This is a genomic window from Kamptonema formosum PCC 10802, from assembly GCF_000332335.1.
In the GTDB taxonomy this organism is placed as follows: domain Bacteria; phylum Cyanobacteriota; class Cyanobacteriia; order Cyanobacteriales; family Oscillatoriaceae; genus Oscillatoria.
The window spans coordinates 3,902,678-3,918,619 of the sequence record NZ_KB235948.1; the positions used below are offsets into that span (position 1 = coordinate 3,902,678).

A 15,942-nucleotide genomic window follows, 5' to 3' on the forward strand; every position below is an offset into this window, starting at 1 on the left:
AATTTGCGAATCAAGCGAAAGACTCGACTCGCAACTAAACCGCCGGTCAGCCGATTCCCGAAGCCAAAAACCACCCGATAGATGAACCCAGGATGAGAGCAGCAACTATCAGTAATTGCAAAATAGGTTTTTGCGATTTGAGCTGTGATAGCTCCTCTTGCAGTTCCTGATTGCTTTTTTCCAGCTGAGATTGAACCCGCTCTCCCTCTTCTTTAACTTGTGTGAGCTGCTCTAAAGTGGAGGTTAGTTGGTTTTGCAGTTGCTGGCGCTCTCCCTGCACCGAGCTGAGCTGAGATTGGGTATCCCCAAGCTGAGACTCCAGTTGCGCCACCGTCTGATTCGCTGTTTCTAACTCAGATTGCAGCTGATCGCGCTCTCCCTGCACCGAGCTGAGCTGAGATTGGGTATCCCCAAGCTGAGACTCCAGTTGCGCCACCGTCTGATTCGCTGTTTCCAACTCAGATTGCAGCTGATCGCGCTCTCCCTGCACCGAGCTGAGCTGAGATTGGGTATCCCCAAGCTGAGACTCCAGTTGCGCCACCGTCTGATTCGCTGTTTCTAACTCAGATTGCAGCTGATCGCGCTCTCCCTGCACCGAGCTGAGCTGAGACTCCAGTTGCGCCACCGTCTGATTCGCTGTTTCTAACTCAGATTGCAGCTGATCGCGCTCTCCCTGCACCGAGCTGAGCTGAGATTGGGTATCCCCAAGCTGAGACTCCAGTTGCGCCACAGTCTGATTCGCTGTTTCCAACTCAGATTGCAGCTGATCGCGCTCTCCCTGCACCGAGCTGAGCTGAGATTGGGTATCCCCAAGCTGAGACTCCAGTTGCGCCACCGTCTGATTCGCTGTTTCTAACTCAGATTGCAGCTGATCGCGCTCTCCCTGCACCGAGCTGAGCTGAGATTGGGTATCCCCAAGCTGAGACTCCAGTTGCGCCACAGTCTGATTCGCTGTTTCCAACTCAGATTGCAGCTGATCGCGCTCTCCCTGCACCGAGCTGAGCTGAGATTGGGTATCCCCAAGCTGAGACTCCAGTTGCGCCACAGTCTGATTCGCTGTTTCTAACTCAGATTGCAGCTGATCGCGCTCTCCCTGCACCGAGCTGAGCTGAGATTGGGTATCCCCAAGCTGAGACTCCAGTTGCGCCACCGTCTGATTCGCTGTTTCTAACTCAGATTGCAGCTGATCGCGCTCTCCCTGCACCGAGCTGAGCTGAGATTGGGTATCCCCAAGCTGAGACTCCAGTTGCGCCACCGTCTGATTCGCTGTTTCTAACTCAGATTGCAGCTGATCGCGCTCTCCCTGCACCGAGCTGAGCTGAGATTGGGTATCCCCAAGCTGAGACTGCAGTTGCGCCACCGTCTGATTCGCTGTTTCCAACTCAGATTGCAGCTGATCGCGCTCTCCCTGCACCGAGCTGAGCTGAGATTGGGTATCCGACAGTTGCTGCGATCGATCTGCTAGCTGTAACTCAACATTCTGTAGCGCCGAACTCACTCGATCGAGTTGGGATTGCAGCTCTGCCTTTTGCTGCTCAGTGCGATCTAGCTGAGACTGCAGCTGCTCATTGTGATGGTGAGCTTGACCTAATAGAGTTTGAACCTCAGACAGCTGGGACTGTAGCTGTGAGTTTTCCTCACGAACTTGCTCTAATTCTGTTTGAATTTCTGTCAGTTGGGACTGGAGTTGTGAGTGTTCCTCCTCAATTTTCTTGAATAGTTCCAGCAGTTCTGATCCATGTCCTTCCTGCTTAGATGACGCAGCGGAATCGTCTGACTTTTTGCTTTTACTTGCCATGTCTCACTGAGTAAATATTTGAACTAAGGTTTAGAACTGCCTGGGCAATGCTTGAATTGGCCTTGATACTGCTAGCGCCTAATGGCAAGCAGATTTGGCAGTGGCTGATGGGAGCATCCCATTTTTGTAATCCCCCTCACCCCACCCCCTCTCCCACTTTGGGGTGAGGGGAGAATTCTTTATTTTTCCCCCCTCTCCCTTCATGGGTGAGGGGGGTTAGGGGGGTGAGGCTGACAGTCTTTGCTTTAACGGGATGCTCCCGTGGCTGATTTTTGCGTTCTAAAATTTGGAGCGCCGTTTCCAGGGTCAATTCTTCTACTGTTTGATTTTCAAGCACATAGAGATTCAGCGTCTCTCCATTTTGGGGGTGGCGCTGAGCGTGCCGGCAACAGGTGGAATGTCGTTTCTGAGTTCCCCCCTACCACTCTCAATCGCTTCCGAATTAGACCGTTTCAGCAAAGTTACTACATATTCCTAAGGTATAATCACCCTGACAGTTAGGCAACTTCTTTCGGCTTTCAGGACAACTACCAAGTTAGGATAAATAGTATTTTTTCTGTAGCTGAAAAGGCTAGGCTGCGGCCTTTTTCCATCCATGCATCCAAAATCCCCGCATCCAAAATTGGTATAAATCCTCACCGGCTGGAACGGCTTTCCGCCCCTATCCTCTCAACTTTTGAGGGAGTTGAGGATTCGTTTCTTCACCGCCATTTGCTATCTTGTCTGTACTCCTCCGTGTTAAATTTTCTGGCTTGCTTGGGTGCCGGCAGTCCCCTTTGGGCGCACCGGCACACTGACTCGGGTTCTGCGGGTAACTGCAGCTTGCGCGAGCGTTGCTGGTTTCTCTCGCGCCTGTCACAGTTCGAGGACTGTCGCTTGCAAAAATTAATTTAGGATGCTATTATACCAGAGTTTTGCAAGCGAGAGTAAAAAGGCGCGTAAGTTTGACGGTAAAATTTACCGGCCCCTTAACTCCCGCTATCTCTTACCCCTTCAGCGCCAGAGCCGCTTGCAAGCGGGATCGGTCCAAAGAGCGCTGGTGCAGCAGCAACCAAGATTGTACCAGATCGGGGCCGTGCACTTCGCCTGTCAGTGCGGCCCGGAGCGAGCGCATCACGGCTCCTTTTTTGAGATTTTTCTCTTTCGTCACCTTTTTGATCGCTTCCCCAGCACCGGCTTGCGTGAGCACCGGCTCGCTGTCGAGGTGGGCCAAAATTGCCTCCAGAACGCCTGAAGCTTCCGGTTGCGCCAGCTGTGCGACAGCTTCCGCGCTGCACTCCACCTCTTTGACAAAAAACACCCGGCTCATGCCGGCGGCGTCTTTCAAGCGACTCAAGCTTGGGCCAATCAGAGCCGCCAGCTGTTCTAGCCAAGGGCGATCGCCGGCTGCATCGAACTCACACTCCGCCTCGCGCCAGTAGGGAATCAGCATTTCTGTCAGCTTGTCCACCGGCATCGAGTGCAGGTACTGGCTGTTAATCCAGTTGAGCTTATCCCAGTCAAACTTTGCACCGGCTTTATTAACGCGCTCAAAGCCGAACTTCGCCGCCGCCTCTTCGAGTCCAAACAGCTCTTGACTGTCTGGCGGCGACCAGCCCAGCAGCGTCATGTAATTGGCCAGCGCCTCTGCCGTATAGCCCAACTGCTGGAAGTCATCAATCGAGGTAACGCCATCCCGTTTCGAGAGCTTCTGACCGGCTTGGTTCAAAATCAGGGGCGTGTGGCCGAAATGCGGCGTTTTTGTCCCGAAAGCTTCGTAAAGCAAAATCTGTTTCGGCGTGTTGCCGATGTGGTCTTCCCCCCGGATGACGTGGGTGATGGCCATATCAATATCATCCACCACCACCACAAAATTGTAGAGGGGCTGGCCAATATCACTGCTGGTGGCGGCGCGGGCGATCGCCATATCGCCCCCCAAGTCGCTGCCTTTCCAGCTCACCCGGTCCCGCACCAAGTCATTCCAGGCAATCTCCCGCTCGTCGTCAATAATAAAGCGAATCACCGAGGTGCGCCCTTCGGCTTCAAAGGCAGCTCGCTGTGCCGGTGTCAGGTTGCGGTGGCGGTTGTCGTAGCGGGGAGCCTGTTTTTTAGCTTTTTGCTCCTCGCGCATTTGGGCCAGTTCTGATTCCGTGCAGTAGCAGCGATAAGCCAGCCCTTTATCCAGGAGTTCTTGAATCTTCTGCCGGTAGAGGTCCAGGCGATCGGACTGGAAAATTGGCCCTTCATCCCAGTTCAGACCCAGCCAGCGCAGTCCGTCGAGTATATTCTGGGTGTACTCTGGGCGGGAGCGCTCTAAATCCGTGTCTTCGATGCGCAAAATGAACTTCCCGCCGTGATGGCGGGCAAATAGCCAGTTAAACACGCCTGTTCTGGCTGTCCCGATGTGTAAATTGCCGGTGGGACTGGGGGCTAGACGGACTCTGACACTCCCGGCAGTTTCAATCCCGTTTCCGGGATTCAGCTGACCAAACATCTTCTCCTCCTACCCCCTAGTGAAATCATTGTCGCATTGATATGGGCTTCTTTGTACAACTGGGATGCTCCCTACTCTCTAAACGGCTAGTCGTAGCAAGAGGCATTTGGCTGACGGCTTTCCCTTGACGGTATGGGAAGCTGTTTGCATTTAGCCAGTCTTCTATTCTACCTCAAATTAGGGCACAATTTCTAGCGAGCGCAGGTTTGTAGTTGGGCTTTAGCCCAACCAGCTCCCCCCGGCTCCAGGACAATTGTCATTATGTTCCCCTCGTTCCCAGGCAGAGCCTGGAAACGCTGCTCGGTCGGCTCTGCCTCCTTTGTCCAACAAGCAGCATTATTAGCCAAACAGCCTAGCCCCCCTTTTTTAGCGGAGTTAGCGGGATCTAAGACTGACTGTTCCAAGTCCTACTTGGCTGCCGCCGCACGGCAAAACAAGATTATAGCAGTATGCACTTAGGTTAAAACATTAGACCTTCAGGGGGGGCGTCCCGCCTGCCCTACGTCTATATCCCAGTAGTAATATGGGTTAGGACAATAGGAGCCGGAGTGCGGGGGTGCAAAAGAGGCCGAAATGTACGAACCTAAGTGGCTGCTGCTATAATATATCGGAATTCAGATGACTAAACTGCTGCTAGCCCTTGATTTTGGAGGCACGAAACACGCCGCTGCTGTGGTAGCTCCAGGAGAGCGCAACTTCCAAGACTGTCGCCGCGCCCTCTCGCCTGCGGGTGCGGATGCCGGCACTGACCGGAAAATTATGCGCTCACTGGCGCGGGAGGTGCTCGGAGGAGAGGAACCGCTGGCCATTGGCGTCAGTTTTGGGGGGCCGGTGGATGCCACCACCGGCACGGTGCGACTGTCCGATCGCGTCTTGGGCTGGGAAAATACCCCCCTGCGGCAGATGCGGGAAGAGGAATTCGGGGTGCCGGTGAGTGTGGGCAAAAGAGGTGATCGAAAGGGCCGGTTGGGCCCTCGGAGTCGGGATTGGCAACGCCGCCAGCGGGATAAATCCCCAGGGTTTTGTTCTGGGCGGCGGCGTCACCAAAGCCGGTGAGCCCTTCTTGGCCGTCGCGCGGCGTGTGGCGCGACAAACCGCTTTGCCTGAAGTTGAGTTTGATATTGTCTGTGCTGCACTCGGCGACCTGGCACCATTTTGGGGTGCCGTGGCGCTAGCAGAAGATTTACTGGACTGTTAAGGTAAGGGCTGGGTATTAAGGTTTGATTGAAAGAAGTTTGAAAAATTTGTCTGCCGTAGGCGTCCCCTTTGGACAGGCTTTAAGATTGGGCCAAGAAGAAATTAACCTGCCAACAGCAGCGCGAACCAACAGGCTTGCTCCTTGTCAATCATTTCAGCTCCGGAGGGCAGGCTCCACAGGCGTTTCCTTCTCCCAGCCAATCATCTGCTGCAGACCTTCCCAAGGCGGCGCAAAGGGTGGCACAGCCAGAGCACAAGCCTTCCAGCCAGCTTGCACCGGCACGTTGAGCTGCAGGCAGTGGCCACCTCGCCGTCCTTCGAGACTGTAAAACCGGCAGTTGCGACAGGTAGAAGCTAGACATTTGCTGGTGCTCATAGATGTCTTAGTGAAACTCGCCGCTTTTACTATGCAGCTTTTTTGGAAAGCAAATGGTAGTCTAAGTATCAAAATGAATGCGATCAGATTAAAATAATCTGTTGATTTAAATCTCTCAAAACCAGTGACGCCGGGCCTGTCTGCTGGCGATCGGCGTCACTGGGTGAGGTGAGGGGTGCGCTAATAGCGAAGCCTGCTGCTGCGTGCTATGGAGCGGAACCGGCTGGCGCACCGGCACCGGCACCCGATGTGCTGCCGGGCGCTGCCGTAGTGCCGTCACCCGAGGTGCTGCCGGCTCCGGAGGGCGAGCCGGTGCCAGACTCGCCACCCGTTGGGCTGCCGGTGGAGCTCCTTGTCCCTGGAGCTGTAGCGCCCCGATCGCTGCCAGTTGGCGACCGGTCAGGTGAAGTCTCAGGAGTGCTCGCCGGCGGCGTCAGGTCCGGCTGGTTCTGGGAATTGGGAGCTGCGCCACTGCTATCCGGTGCGGGCGAGGGAGCAGGTGAGATTTGTGGGGCGGGGCTTGGCTGAGTCGGAGCGTCCTGGCGCTCGGAGCTGGGAGCCGTGATATTGATATCCGGTGCGGGGGCTGGAGCCGGCGGGGTTTGGGAATTGGGAACCGTGATATTGATATCCGGTGGCGTGGTTGGCTGTTGGGGAATGGGAATGATCCGGTCGGTGGGGGGCTGTTGGGGGACCGGAACCTGCCGTTCAATGATGGTTGTTTCTCTAGAGGGGGAAGGTGCGGCTGCCGGTGTCGGAGATTCGTTGCGCTGGTTGAGGTAGTATAAGGTGCCGCCGGCCAGCGCCGCCAGAGAGGTGAGAATAATACCTAGCAGCAACCCACGAGCCGCAGTCTGGTTGTCGCGAACGTCTTGATATCCGGCTTGCCGGTAGCTCTCAGAAACTTGACCGTGCGCGTAACCTTCATCATAAGCCGCTCGCGGAGAATCGCCGGCTGTGCTGTTAACCGTTTCAGTGCTTCGCGTCGTGCTGGTGTAAGCGTTCGTTTCAGGGTCAGAGTGAACCTCGCGACTGACTTCACGGCTGTAGTTATTTGGCTCGTTCGTTTTCATAATTCGTCTTGCCAGAACTCGTCAAAAAATCTTGCTGTCAGAGAGCTTCTCCTCTTTTTCAGAGCGAGCGAACAGGTTGGCTGTCAGCTTTTTGTTTGCTGTCTGTCGTTCGCACTTCCTGGGAATCCCTTGCGGAAAACTCCGGGATATAACTCCGGACTCAGTACGCTAGCACAGCTGCGCTTGCCCGACGGACAGCGGAAGTGGTGCTGGCTAACCCTTAAGCTAATCACAATCTAATTTGCTTGGGGTTTGTGCCGCCTCTCCCCCAGGAATGATTTCAAGCTGGCTGGCCTTTAGGGAGCGATTAGCTCTCACAATCGAGTGGCAAGGAGCGCGAGACAGGAGCCAGAAGGCTGTCTTGACTTCTGACTCCTGACTTCTGACTTCCGGCAGATTTATCCTCCGGGTTGATCCCTAGCATCTGCAACACACCCACGCCCGGTTTGGTCTGCCTGAAAGCTTTCCTGCAGCCACTCCAGGATTTTCCGGCTATAAACTTTTAATTTATATTATACTAGCAGTCATATTGGTTAAGACATTAATGACATGGCTTGTGGGGCATGGCGCATCGGGCATGGCGCATGGTAAATCCTCACAGTCACGCCCAATGCCCAATGCCCACCGCCCAATATTTATGTAGCAATTTAAATGAATATTAGGACAATTTAGATTGTTAGGCTAACAGCGGATTAAACATCCCATAGCCAGAGGGTAAAGATGCCGGGAGTTAGGAGCGATCGCGGGCTTTTCTGCCCATTGCTTTGAGCGCGGCGGGCGCTCGACAATCAAGCCCGTTCAGGATTTATTGATCGGCTCTGGGCAATCTAAAATATAATAAAAAACAGAAATTTCCTGGTGCCGGTGGAGAGCATCTCCTTTGGCGATCTGCGGCGGGAAAGCCCGCGACAGTTGAAAAGTAGGGGATTGAAAAGTAGAGGCTGTGTGATCGCCATCACTCAGCCCGCATCGGATTGTCACAACATCTCAGAGGTTTCAATCACTACCAGCGCTAGAAAGACACGACAGTATGGATTTAGGAATACAGATAAGGACAGAGACGCGCTCCATAGGACTGGAACAGGGGGGAGATTCAGATGTTGGAAAAACTGCTGCTAGCCGCCGCCATAACATTTTCACTAAACCTGTTTGTGGGAGTGAGTGTTCCTGCTGGAACCCACCGCGATTCCGAACTGAACCGGCAGCCCGGGGCACCTCAAATTGCAATGGAGCTGGCAAGCCCCCAGACGGTGGAGAGGTCACAACCGGTCAAGGGCAGCCAGCTATAGGTCCAAGCGTTGCGGCTCCCGAGGCGTAGGCTGCGGTCACCGGCACCGGCAGAGCGGGCTGGCACTGGCCCGAGAGCTAACCGTGGGATAAAAGATTTAAGCGCGATGCAGAGCGATCCACTCCCCCCAACTGCAGGACGCTCGCAGACATCCCTCGGGGGACTATTGCCGGCTGCCTGCCAGCACTGATCGCGGCGCGCTGCGGGAAAAGATTTTACCAAACGGCAACGAGCTGTAAGGTTTTGGGTGTAGGGTGTAGGGAAGAAAAGGAGAAGCAGAAGCAACTTCTGAGTGATTTCCAAACTTCCAAACTGTAGGACGCTCTCATCGCGGCACACGCCACAAGCCCCGAACCCATGATTCCCAACCTCTACACCGTAACTGAACTGCAAAAAGCGCTGGCGGCGTCCCCCGAACGCTGGCGACCGCTAGTATTTACCAATGGCTGCTTCGACCTGCTCCATGCCGGTCATGTCCGGTACTTGCAGGTTGCCAGATCCCTGGGGCGAGCCCTGGTGGTGGGGTTAAATAGCGACCGGTCCGTGCAAAGCATCAAACCGCAGCGGCAGGGATTCCCCCCCCGCCCGATTGTGCCAGAGATGCAGCGGGCGGAAGTGCTGTGCTACCTCAAACCAGTAGACGGGGTGGTGATCTTTTCCGAAACCACAGCCACCCCCCTGATAGAAGCGCTCAAGCCCGACATATACGTCAAAGGCGGCGACTATAAAATAGAAACCCTGCCGGAAGCGCCGGCGGTGCTGGCGTATGGTGGCCACCTGGAGCTAGTCAGCATCGAAATTCCCACTTCCACCAGCGCGATCGTAGAGCGCATCTTGCGTGCCACAGCGCTGTAAGACAATGGATCGGTGGCAGCAACCTTACACGGAAGTGGTTTCATGACTGACTCGAAGACTAATTCAGCCCCGATCGCCGCACCGTCCGATCTTAGCGGTCTGGGCTCCCAGTTGAGGGCGGCACCTGAGAAAACCCAGATGCAGCTGATTCAGCAGCTGGCAGATCCCAGCAATGCCGGTTTGGAGATCCTGATGGAATTTTTGATGGAGCAACCGCCGGCACCGGCTTCTGTGGTGGCGGGGAAAGCCTACCAAACCCTGTACCAGTCCAACTCCCCAAAAGCAGCAGAATTCCTCAAAACCCACTTTCCCACCGGCGTGGTGCCCCTGCGCTCAGAACGGGGTGCGGACTACACCGATCTGCAACAGCTGCTGGCGCACCAGGACTTTCAAGCCGCAGACCGGCTGACCCTGCAAAAGCTCTGCGAGCTAGCCGGTGCCCGTGCGGTGCTCAGAAAGTGGCTGTATTTCACCGAAGTTGACCGTTTCCCGATGGCCGACCTGCTTTCCATCAATGCCCTGTGGCTGGTTCACTCGGAAGGCAAGTTTGGCTTTTCCGTGCAGCGGGAAATTTGGCTGTCTCAGGGCCAGAACTGGGACAAAATGTGGCCCAAAATAGGCTGGAAAACCGGCAGCAGCTGGACGCGCTACCCCAATGAGTTCACCTGGAACCTGACCGCACCGCGCGGCCATTTGCCCCTGTCCAACCAGCTGCGGGGAGTGCGGGCGATGGAAAAGTTGCTCTCTCACCCGGCTTGGAGTTCAACCTAACCAGCCCGCCTTAGATCCCGGACGTGAAAACCCCAGTTGGGATTAACAGCAATTAACCCAGGCATCCTCGTGCGGCTGTGTTCGCGCTCCACTTCAATTGGGAAAAATGTATGTAAGTCAACGCCACCCTAAAGTGGAAGCGAGCGCCTGACTGCGTTTGAGCAGCAGGACAAAAGAGCGCGAGTCCATGTCGAGACCGAACATGTTCGGTCTCCACACCATCCCCCAGCTCCCTGTCCGACAGGTTTGAAGTCAAATTGCCCACAATTGCCGGCAAAATTGTTTCTCTCCTCTGAAGTGCTGCGTTGCAATGCGTCAGTCCTGTAAGGTCGGCTAACAGCCCAAGGCTAGGGGGAACAGCCCCAAAAGTGCCGGCCATCGGGCGCAGCAGGCTGCGCCCCGACTGTTGCCGGTCGGTTCACCTGCATGCAGCACACCCGCTCAGTGCCCTCGGGCAGGCACGGGGACCCGCGCCCAGGCGGGCATGACACTCACGCCGGGTGCGGCACCGCTGGAAGCGGCTCGATCCGGCAGCGAGCGGGAGCCCGCGGGCAGGCAGGACACACTCCCCTGTGCGGCCCAAAACAATGTTTGTAATGGTTGTAGACCGCCACCCAAAACTGCTATGATAGCACCCGAAAACAAAGGAATTGGTTGTCTTGACGATTTGGCAGAGGCAGCACGAGAAGAGCAGCGCCTGCTGGCACTGGCTGAATCGGGCCTGCTAGAAGCACAGAAGGTGCCGGTCTTCGAGGAAGCAATTCAAGCTGCAGCTGACTTTCTGGAGACACCTATCTGCATCGCCGGACTGCTGGACAAAGACCGGCAGTGGCTGAAGGCCGCTGTGGGGATGTCTGATCTGGGCCACATGCCTCAGCTGCCCGATCCGTGCCAGATTAAGCGCAGTGAGTCCTTCTGCGCCCGAGTGGTGGAGAGCGGCCAAGTTTTGGCCGTCCGCGACACAGCGGCCCACCCAGCGTTCTCCCATCTTTCTTTAGTGCGGGAGTGCGGCGTCCGCGCTTATTTGGGAGTGCCGCTGCTCACCGAGGAGGGCCACTGCCTGGGGGCGCTCGCCGTCATGGACCTCGCACCTCGCACCTTTACCCGCAAACAAATTCAGTTTTTACAACTGACCGCCCGCTGGACGATGAGTCAGTTGGAGCTGCAGCGGCTAAAATCTAGCTTGCCGCTCAGCCATCTCGCCACTCAACTGCGCGAACACAGCCACAAATCCCCCCCAACCGTCACCCCATCGCTCCTCCTCAATCCAGTTAAAGCTGAAATGCTGACTCACCTGACGCAGGACCTGCGCACTCCCCTGACTTCAGTGATGGGAATGACTAGCGTACTCAGCCGTGGGATTTATGGCCCTTTGACCAACAAACAGAAAGAGTATCTCGGCATTATCAACGACAGTGGCCGGTACTTGCTGTCCCAGGTAGAGGCAATTTTGGCCCTGGAAACACTCTCCAACACCAGCCCCGCTGTCGGGCAAACAGTTGCCGACATTGAAATGCTCTGCCAGCAGGTGATCAATGCCCTGGAACAAGATGCCAGCCGGCGAGAGCAAGAAATTCGCTTGTCCGTAGAGCCCGGCAATCGCATTTGGGTGCTGGATAAAATTAAAGTCCAGCAGATGCTCTATCACCTGGTTTTTAGCGTTATTCAAGCCGCCAGCCCCGGCAGTATCGTTCGCATCCATGTCTGTCGCAAATTAAGTGGGCTCAACATAGCCGTCTGGGTTTCCCACCCCTGGTTGGGAGAAGGTATCCCGCTTGCCGATCTCTCATCGTGCCCCCTGTCGCTCCCCTCTCGGCCAAACCCTGACGCCGCACCCCCCGACAGCAGCGAGTTGCTAGCGCCGGAAGAACTTTCCGCAAGTGTTGCCCAACGCGACAGCGTCCTTTTGGCCCAAAAAGCCGATAACGGACACGCGCCCGCCCAGTCGGCTTTGGGTGTCCTGGTTGAGCCAGCAACTTTCGCGCCGGCAAAAGGTCAATTTTTGGCCTCTCTTCGCTCTCGCGAATCTCTCGGGCTATTGCTCAGCTGTCTGCTGGCGGAAATCCAGGGGGGAGATATCACCATTCAAGGCTCCTCCGAGTCGGGGTATCGATACACCGTCAGCTTGCCACAGCTTTAAGCAAAGGAGCCGGGGGCAATCAAGCAAGCCCGGATCGGGGTATATTGAACTCGATTATCCCCTAATCCCCTAATCCCGGCTCATGAAAAGCAAAATTTTATGCCGGTGGAAAAATTGACAGGACGCCTTTCTTCCTGTAAGGGAGCTTGCCCAGTCGTTTTGAAGGTTGACAGCAGCAGCCGATTTGCTATCATTAGATGTAGTGAACTAGATTTTTCTGATGGCTTACGTTCCATTACGGAAATCGGTCGAATTTTTTGGGCTGCACCCCACAACTCTCAGGAAGTTTGCAGATGAAGGAAAAATCAAAAGCATCCGCACGCTATCGGGGCAGCGCCTCAAAGACATCGGGGGGATGGGAGGGGATTCAGCTGCAACTGCCACTGTTTGCTACTGCCGGGCCAGCTCAGCAAAACAGAGAGACGACCTCGCCCGTCAAGTTGAGTTCACGTTCGAGCGCTACCCCTGAGCCGAAATCATCCAAGACATCGGCTCAGGACTTAACTTCAGGTGAAAAGGGCTGCGCGCCTTACTGGTCAGACTTATGCGCGGCGATAAGCTCACAGTTGTGGTTGCCAGCCGTGACAGGCTCTGCCGGTTTGGATTCGAGCTGTTTGACTTCATGGCGCAGCAAAACGGTGGGCAGCTCTTGGTTCTCAGCCAACCTACTTACTCCCGGGAATCCGAACTCACAGCGGCTCTTCTCGCCATCCTCCATGTCTACCGCTGATCGGAAGCAAGCTATAGCTGCCGCACGCACGGGCGATTGCGATACCGCAAGGAAATCTCGGAAGATCCGGATATTCCCAAGCTCTAGCCAGAGAGCGCTTTTGAGGCAGTGGTTTGGCGTATCCAGGTACACTTACAACCAAGCTCTCAAACACCTCCTAGAGCCTGGCACAAAAGCGAATTGGATGGACGTCGCTCCTGTTATCATGGGAGCTATGCCTGAATGGGCAAAGCCAGTCCCCTACCAAATCAAGAAAATCGCTGTCAAAGACGCCTGCATTGCGGTCAGGGAAGCCAAGCGCGGCTTTGCAAAAGACGGCCAGTTCCGCAACTGTAAGTTTCGCAGCCGCAGGGACAGCAGGCAGACGATCTTTGTCCCAAAGTCCGCAATCAGCCAGCGCGGCATCTATCACACGCTCCTGGGAGAGATGCGCTTTGATGAGCCTATCCCGCCAGACTTCAGCGATGGCCGCCTAACGATGGCCTATGGGGAGTATTACCTGGTAATCTCCCAAGAAGTGCAGCCGCGCCAGCCCGAAAACCAAGGGCGGGTGGTTGCCTTAGATCCCGGTGTCCGAACATTTATGACCTTTTTCTCTGAATCGTCTTGTGGCTGGATTGGCAGTGATGCAAACCTGCGAATTCAGAAGCTCTGTTTTAAGCTCGACCGCCTCGTGTCAAAAATCAGCAAAGCGAAGTCGAGCCAAAAGCGGCGCTTCAGGAAAGCAGCAGACCGCATCCGGTGCAAAGTGCAGCACTTAGTCAAAGAGCTGCACCACAAGACGGCCAAGTTCCTCGTTGATAATTTTGACGTAATTCTCCTGCCCAGTTTTGAATCGTCCCAGATGGTGAGCAAGTCCCGGCGCAAAATCAAGTCCAAGACTGTGCGCCAGATGCTGACGCTATCTCACTACACATTTAAGAAGCACCTGGAGTGGAAAGCTTGGGAGGCGGGGAAAATTCTCCTGCCTGACATCAATGAAGCGTACACCTACAAGACTGTCTCTTGGACTGGGGAAGTTATCAAAATCGGCGGGGCGAGAGTCATTAAGTCCAAAATCGACGGGCGGGTCATGGACAGGGATCTGAATGGTGCTCGCGGGATTTTCCTGCGGGCATTGGTTGATACGCCTTGGCTGAGAGCTAGCCTCCCAGCTTATGTATTTGTTACCAATTGACAGCAATTGATAGCAAAAATGTATCGGATAATGGCGTATGGCTTGTGCTATGGCCACAACGATTGTTTTTCCGACCTAGCAGGCACTCCATGAATTCTGTTTGGCAACAGTTAACCCTTGAAAATTTTTCCCTGTACCGCTGGCAAGATGCCAGCTTCTTCTATCGTTTGCTGGGGGACCCCCTGCGAGCTTGGCGAAAGGGCAGCTTCGCGCTGCAGTGGGGCGATGCCATTGCGGGGCTATTAGTTAGCCTGGTGTTCGCTCTGGCTCCTTTTGTGTCTAACGATCTGGTGGGCGTCTTGCTAATTGCCAGCGCTGGCTTTTGGCTGCTGCTGACGCTCTCTGACGAGCCGAGCACCGGCGTGACTCCGATTCAGTCGCTGGTGCTGCTCTACTGGAGTATCGCTACGGTGGCGACAGCGCTGTCGCCGGTGAAAAAAGCGGCGCTCACCGGCTGGAGCAAGCTGACGCTCTATTTGCTGCTGTTTGCGCTGATGGCCAGGATTCTGCGCTCGCCCCGCATCCGCTCTTGCTTAATTGCCGTCTATTTGCACATTTCTCTGATTGTCAGCGTCTACGGGATGCGCCAGTGGTTTTTTGGGGCGGAAGCTCTGGCAACCTGGACCGATCCGGAATCTCCCCTGGCTAAAACGACGCGGGTTTACAGCTATTTGGGCAACCCCAATCTGCTGGCTGGCTATCTGGTGCCGGCAATTGCTTTCAGTATTGCGGCTATTTTTGCTTGGCGCAACTGGGGTGCGAAAGCTCTGGCGGTGACGATGGCGGTGGTGAATTCCGCTTGTTTGATTCTGACTTTTAGCCGGGGCGGCTGGATTGGCTTTGTGGTTTCTGTTGGCGCGCTGACTCTGTTGCTGGCTTACTGGTGGAGTGTCCACCTGCCCCCTAAGTGGCGCACTTGGGCGCTACCGGCTGTGTTGGGAACTGCAGCGGCGCTGCTGGTTGTGGCGGTTGTGTTTGTCGAGCCGGTGCGCGATCGCGTTTTCAGTATGTTTGCCGGTCGGGAGGACAGCAGCAATAATTTCCGCATCAATGTTTGGGCGGCTGTGCGAGAGATGATTGCTGACCGCCCGATTCTGGGGATTGGCCCAGGCAATGTGGCGTTTAACAAGGTCTACCCGATTTACATGCGCCCCCGCTTCAGTGCCCTGAGCGCCTATTCTATCTGGCTGGAAGTGGCGGTGGAAACCGGCTTTATTGGTTTTTCCTGTTTCATTTGGCTGCTTTTGGTGACGTTTAATCAGGCGCGGGTGCAGCTAGTCAGGCTGCGCCAAACCGGCAGTTCTGAGGCGTACTGGCTGATGGCGGCGTTCGCCACTATGCTGGGCATGCTGGCTCACGGCTGTGTGGACACGGTTTGGTATCGCCCGGAAGTCAGCACTCTCTGGTGGCTGATGGTGGCGACGATTGCCAGTTATTGTTCGGTGTCTCACCGGCACCTGGGGGATGTGATTACGCCCGCAGAGCCTGCCGGTTGAAATTGGGCATGGGGCATGGGGCATGGGGCATGGGGCATGGGGCATGGGGCATCATCGCATGGCGCATTGGGCATCATCGCATTGGGCAAAACTAAGCTGTTAGGCTTTTAACCTGCTTTTCCCTTGAAAGGAGGCAGAGCCTCCAGATTGCGTTCCCAGCCTGAGGCTGGGAACGAGAGAAAAATCCAAAATCCTTGCATCCAAAATCGCCACAAAACAGAGCCTGCCGGTTGAAACCGGCAGCTATACAAACAAAGCCCGCCGACGCGGGCTTTTGTTTTTCCAGAGGTTCTCAAGTTGCCAAATGCGGGAGGCCAGAGATGGGGGGGCCGGCGCATAAGTCTAGGAGTAAAGTAATTTAATATTATAGCAATACAGGATAGATTTGTGTTAGGTTGGCTTCGCTGCTAAGCTGTTGCGCCGAGACCCTGTGCCCTTTCAAGGAAACGCTCATGCCCGATGGCAGCGTGCGCAGTGGTAGCTAAGATATAGATATTCATCAGCGGTAGAGCGGCAGACAAAGCTATCGGGAGCGACACCAGGCGTCAATCGAACTGGACAGTTGATG

The 15,942-nt window shown here is 55.3% G+C and carries 16 protein-coding genes; 10 read left to right on the forward strand and 6 right to left on the reverse strand.

The annotated features are described in order from the left end of the window. Positions 1 to 46: 46 nt before the first annotated feature. From OSC10802_RS0116800 to gltX, 3 genes are all read right to left on the reverse strand, one after another. Positions 47 to 1,798: a coiled-coil domain-containing protein gene (locus tag OSC10802_RS0116800; RefSeq protein ID WP_017717935.1), complete on the reverse strand. Its 1,752-nt coding sequence runs from the start codon at positions 1,796 to 1,798 to the stop codon at positions 47 to 49. 136 nt (positions 1,799 to 1,934) lie between these two features. Continuing rightward, positions 1,935 to 2,135 (reverse strand): hypothetical protein, encoded by a 201-nt coding sequence (locus OSC10802_RS0116805; protein ID WP_017717936.1) that lies wholly within the window; start codon positions 2,133 to 2,135, stop codon positions 1,935 to 1,937. A 648-nt stretch (positions 2,136 to 2,783) separates the two neighbouring features. Next, complete coding sequence (gltX, locus tag OSC10802_RS0116810) at positions 2,784 to 4,271, reverse strand: glutamate--tRNA ligase (protein WP_017717937.1); 1,488 nt, start codon at positions 4,269 to 4,271, stop codon at positions 2,784 to 2,786. Positions 4,272 to 4,889: 618 nt separating this feature from the next. Here gltX and OSC10802_RS40550 point away from each other — a divergent pair. Both OSC10802_RS40550 and OSC10802_RS54565 read left to right on the forward strand, forming a co-directional pair. Then, on the forward strand, positions 4,890 to 5,327 hold the full coding sequence (locus OSC10802_RS40550) for an ROK family protein (protein WP_026098559.1): 438 nt from the start codon (positions 4,890 to 4,892) through the stop codon (positions 5,325 to 5,327). Further along, positions 5,221 to 5,469 carry an ROK family protein gene (locus OSC10802_RS54565; RefSeq protein ID WP_232731701.1) on the forward strand — a complete coding sequence of 83 codons (249 nt, stop codon included), beginning with the start codon at positions 5,221 to 5,223 and terminating at the stop codon, positions 5,467 to 5,469. Before OSC10802_RS40550 ends, OSC10802_RS54565 begins: the two co-directional genes overlap by 107 nt. A 153-nt stretch (positions 5,470 to 5,622) precedes the next feature. On the opposite strand, the gene OSC10802_RS0116820 is transcribed toward OSC10802_RS54565, so the two are convergent. From OSC10802_RS0116820 to OSC10802_RS0116830, 3 genes are all read right to left on the reverse strand, one after another. Next, positions 5,623 to 5,844 carry a hypothetical protein gene (locus OSC10802_RS0116820; protein ID WP_017717938.1) on the reverse strand — a complete coding sequence of 74 codons (222 nt, stop codon included), beginning with the start codon at positions 5,842 to 5,844 and terminating at the stop codon, positions 5,623 to 5,625. A 206-nt stretch (positions 5,845 to 6,050) separates the two neighbouring features. Beyond that, positions 6,051 to 6,917 (reverse strand): hypothetical protein, encoded by an 867-nt coding sequence (locus tag OSC10802_RS0116825; RefSeq protein ID WP_017717939.1) that lies wholly within the window; start codon positions 6,915 to 6,917, stop codon positions 6,051 to 6,053. A gap of 798 nt (positions 6,918 to 7,715) precedes the next feature. Further along, positions 7,716 to 7,898 carry a hypothetical protein gene (locus OSC10802_RS0116830; protein WP_017717940.1) on the reverse strand — a complete coding sequence of 61 codons (183 nt, stop codon included), beginning with the start codon at positions 7,896 to 7,898 and terminating at the stop codon, positions 7,716 to 7,718. 116 nt (positions 7,899 to 8,014) lie between these two features. Here OSC10802_RS0116830 and OSC10802_RS40555 point away from each other — a divergent pair, with 116 nt between their 5' ends. The 8 genes from OSC10802_RS40555 to OSC10802_RS0116870 all read left to right on the forward strand — a co-directional run bounded on the left by OSC10802_RS40555 (position 8,015) and on the right by OSC10802_RS0116870 (position 15,374). Next, positions 8,015 to 8,206, forward strand: a complete 192-nt coding sequence (locus OSC10802_RS40555) for a QAALIT motif small membrane protein (protein ID WP_017717941.1) — start codon at positions 8,015 to 8,017, stop codon at positions 8,204 to 8,206. Between the two features lie 356 nt (positions 8,207 to 8,562). After that, positions 8,563 to 9,060 (forward strand): adenylyltransferase/cytidyltransferase family protein, encoded by a 498-nt coding sequence (locus OSC10802_RS0116840; RefSeq protein ID WP_017717942.1) that lies wholly within the window; start codon positions 8,563 to 8,565, stop codon positions 9,058 to 9,060. 42 nt (positions 9,061 to 9,102) lie between these two features. Beyond that, entirely contained in the window at positions 9,103 to 9,831 is a 729-nt protein-coding gene (locus tag OSC10802_RS0116845; RefSeq protein WP_026098560.1) for a GUN4 domain-containing protein, read from the forward strand. 625 nt (positions 9,832 to 10,456) lie between these two features. Further along, on the forward strand, positions 10,457 to 11,971 hold the full coding sequence (locus tag OSC10802_RS0116850) for a GAF domain-containing sensor histidine kinase (protein ID WP_017717944.1): 1,515 nt from the start codon (positions 10,457 to 10,459) through the stop codon (positions 11,969 to 11,971). Between the two features lie 220 nt (positions 11,972 to 12,191). Then, positions 12,192 to 12,440, forward strand: coding sequence for a hypothetical protein (locus OSC10802_RS53040; RefSeq protein ID WP_017717946.1), 249 nt, complete (start codon positions 12,192 to 12,194; stop codon positions 12,438 to 12,440). A gap of 75 nt (positions 12,441 to 12,515) precedes the next feature. Further along, a complete protein-coding gene (locus OSC10802_RS53045) occupies positions 12,516 to 12,701 on the forward strand; it encodes a hypothetical protein (RefSeq protein WP_198525139.1) in 186 nt (61 codons plus the stop codon). Continuing rightward, positions 12,688 to 13,878, forward strand: coding sequence for an RNA-guided endonuclease InsQ/TnpB family protein (locus OSC10802_RS46355; RefSeq protein WP_198525140.1), 1,191 nt, complete (start codon positions 12,688 to 12,690; stop codon positions 13,876 to 13,878). The genes OSC10802_RS53045 and OSC10802_RS46355 overlap by 14 nt, the downstream gene beginning before the upstream one ends. A gap of 89 nt (positions 13,879 to 13,967) precedes the next feature. Continuing rightward, positions 13,968 to 15,374: an IctB family putative bicarbonate transporter gene (locus tag OSC10802_RS0116870; RefSeq protein ID WP_017717949.1), complete on the forward strand. Its 1,407-nt coding sequence runs from the start codon at positions 13,968 to 13,970 to the stop codon at positions 15,372 to 15,374. The last annotated feature ends 568 nt before the right edge of the window (positions 15,375 to 15,942 follow it).

Bases quoted from the DNA above. Each gene is read 5' to 3' on its own strand.
- OSC10802_RS0116870 (WP_017717949.1), top strand. From the start codon at position 13,968: ATGAATTCTGTTTGGCAACAGTTAACCCTTGAAAATTTTTCCCTGTAC.
- gltX (WP_017717937.1), bottom strand. From the start codon at position 4,271: ATGTTTGGTCAGCTGAATCCCGGAAACGGGATTGAAACTGCCGGGAGT.
- OSC10802_RS0116845 (WP_026098560.1), top strand. From the start codon at position 9,103: ATGACTGACTCGAAGACTAATTCAGCCCCGATCGCCGCACCGTCCGAT.
- OSC10802_RS0116820 (WP_017717938.1), bottom strand. From the start codon at position 5,844: ATGAGCACCAGCAAATGTCTAGCTTCTACCTGTCGCAACTGCCGGTTT.
- OSC10802_RS40550 (WP_026098559.1), top strand. From the start codon at position 4,890: ATGACTAAACTGCTGCTAGCCCTTGATTTTGGAGGCACGAAACACGCC.
- OSC10802_RS0116825 (WP_017717939.1), bottom strand. From the start codon at position 6,917: ATGAAAACGAACGAGCCAAATAACTACAGCCGTGAAGTCAGTCGCGAG.
- OSC10802_RS53045 (WP_198525139.1), top strand. From the start codon at position 12,516: ATGCGCGGCGATAAGCTCACAGTTGTGGTTGCCAGCCGTGACAGGCTC.
- OSC10802_RS40555 (WP_017717941.1), top strand. From the start codon at position 8,015: ATGTTGGAAAAACTGCTGCTAGCCGCCGCCATAACATTTTCACTAAAC.
- OSC10802_RS0116840 (WP_017717942.1), top strand. From the start codon at position 8,563: ATGATTCCCAACCTCTACACCGTAACTGAACTGCAAAAAGCGCTGGCG.
- OSC10802_RS46355 (WP_198525140.1), top strand. From the start codon at position 12,688: ATGTCTACCGCTGATCGGAAGCAAGCTATAGCTGCCGCACGCACGGGC.
- OSC10802_RS0116800 (WP_017717935.1), bottom strand. From the start codon at position 1,798: ATGGCAAGTAAAAGCAAAAAGTCAGACGATTCCGCTGCGTCATCTAAG.
- OSC10802_RS0116850 (WP_017717944.1), top strand. From the start codon at position 10,457: ATGATAGCACCCGAAAACAAAGGAATTGGTTGTCTTGACGATTTGGCA.
- OSC10802_RS53040 (WP_017717946.1), top strand. From the start codon at position 12,192: ATGGCTTACGTTCCATTACGGAAATCGGTCGAATTTTTTGGGCTGCAC.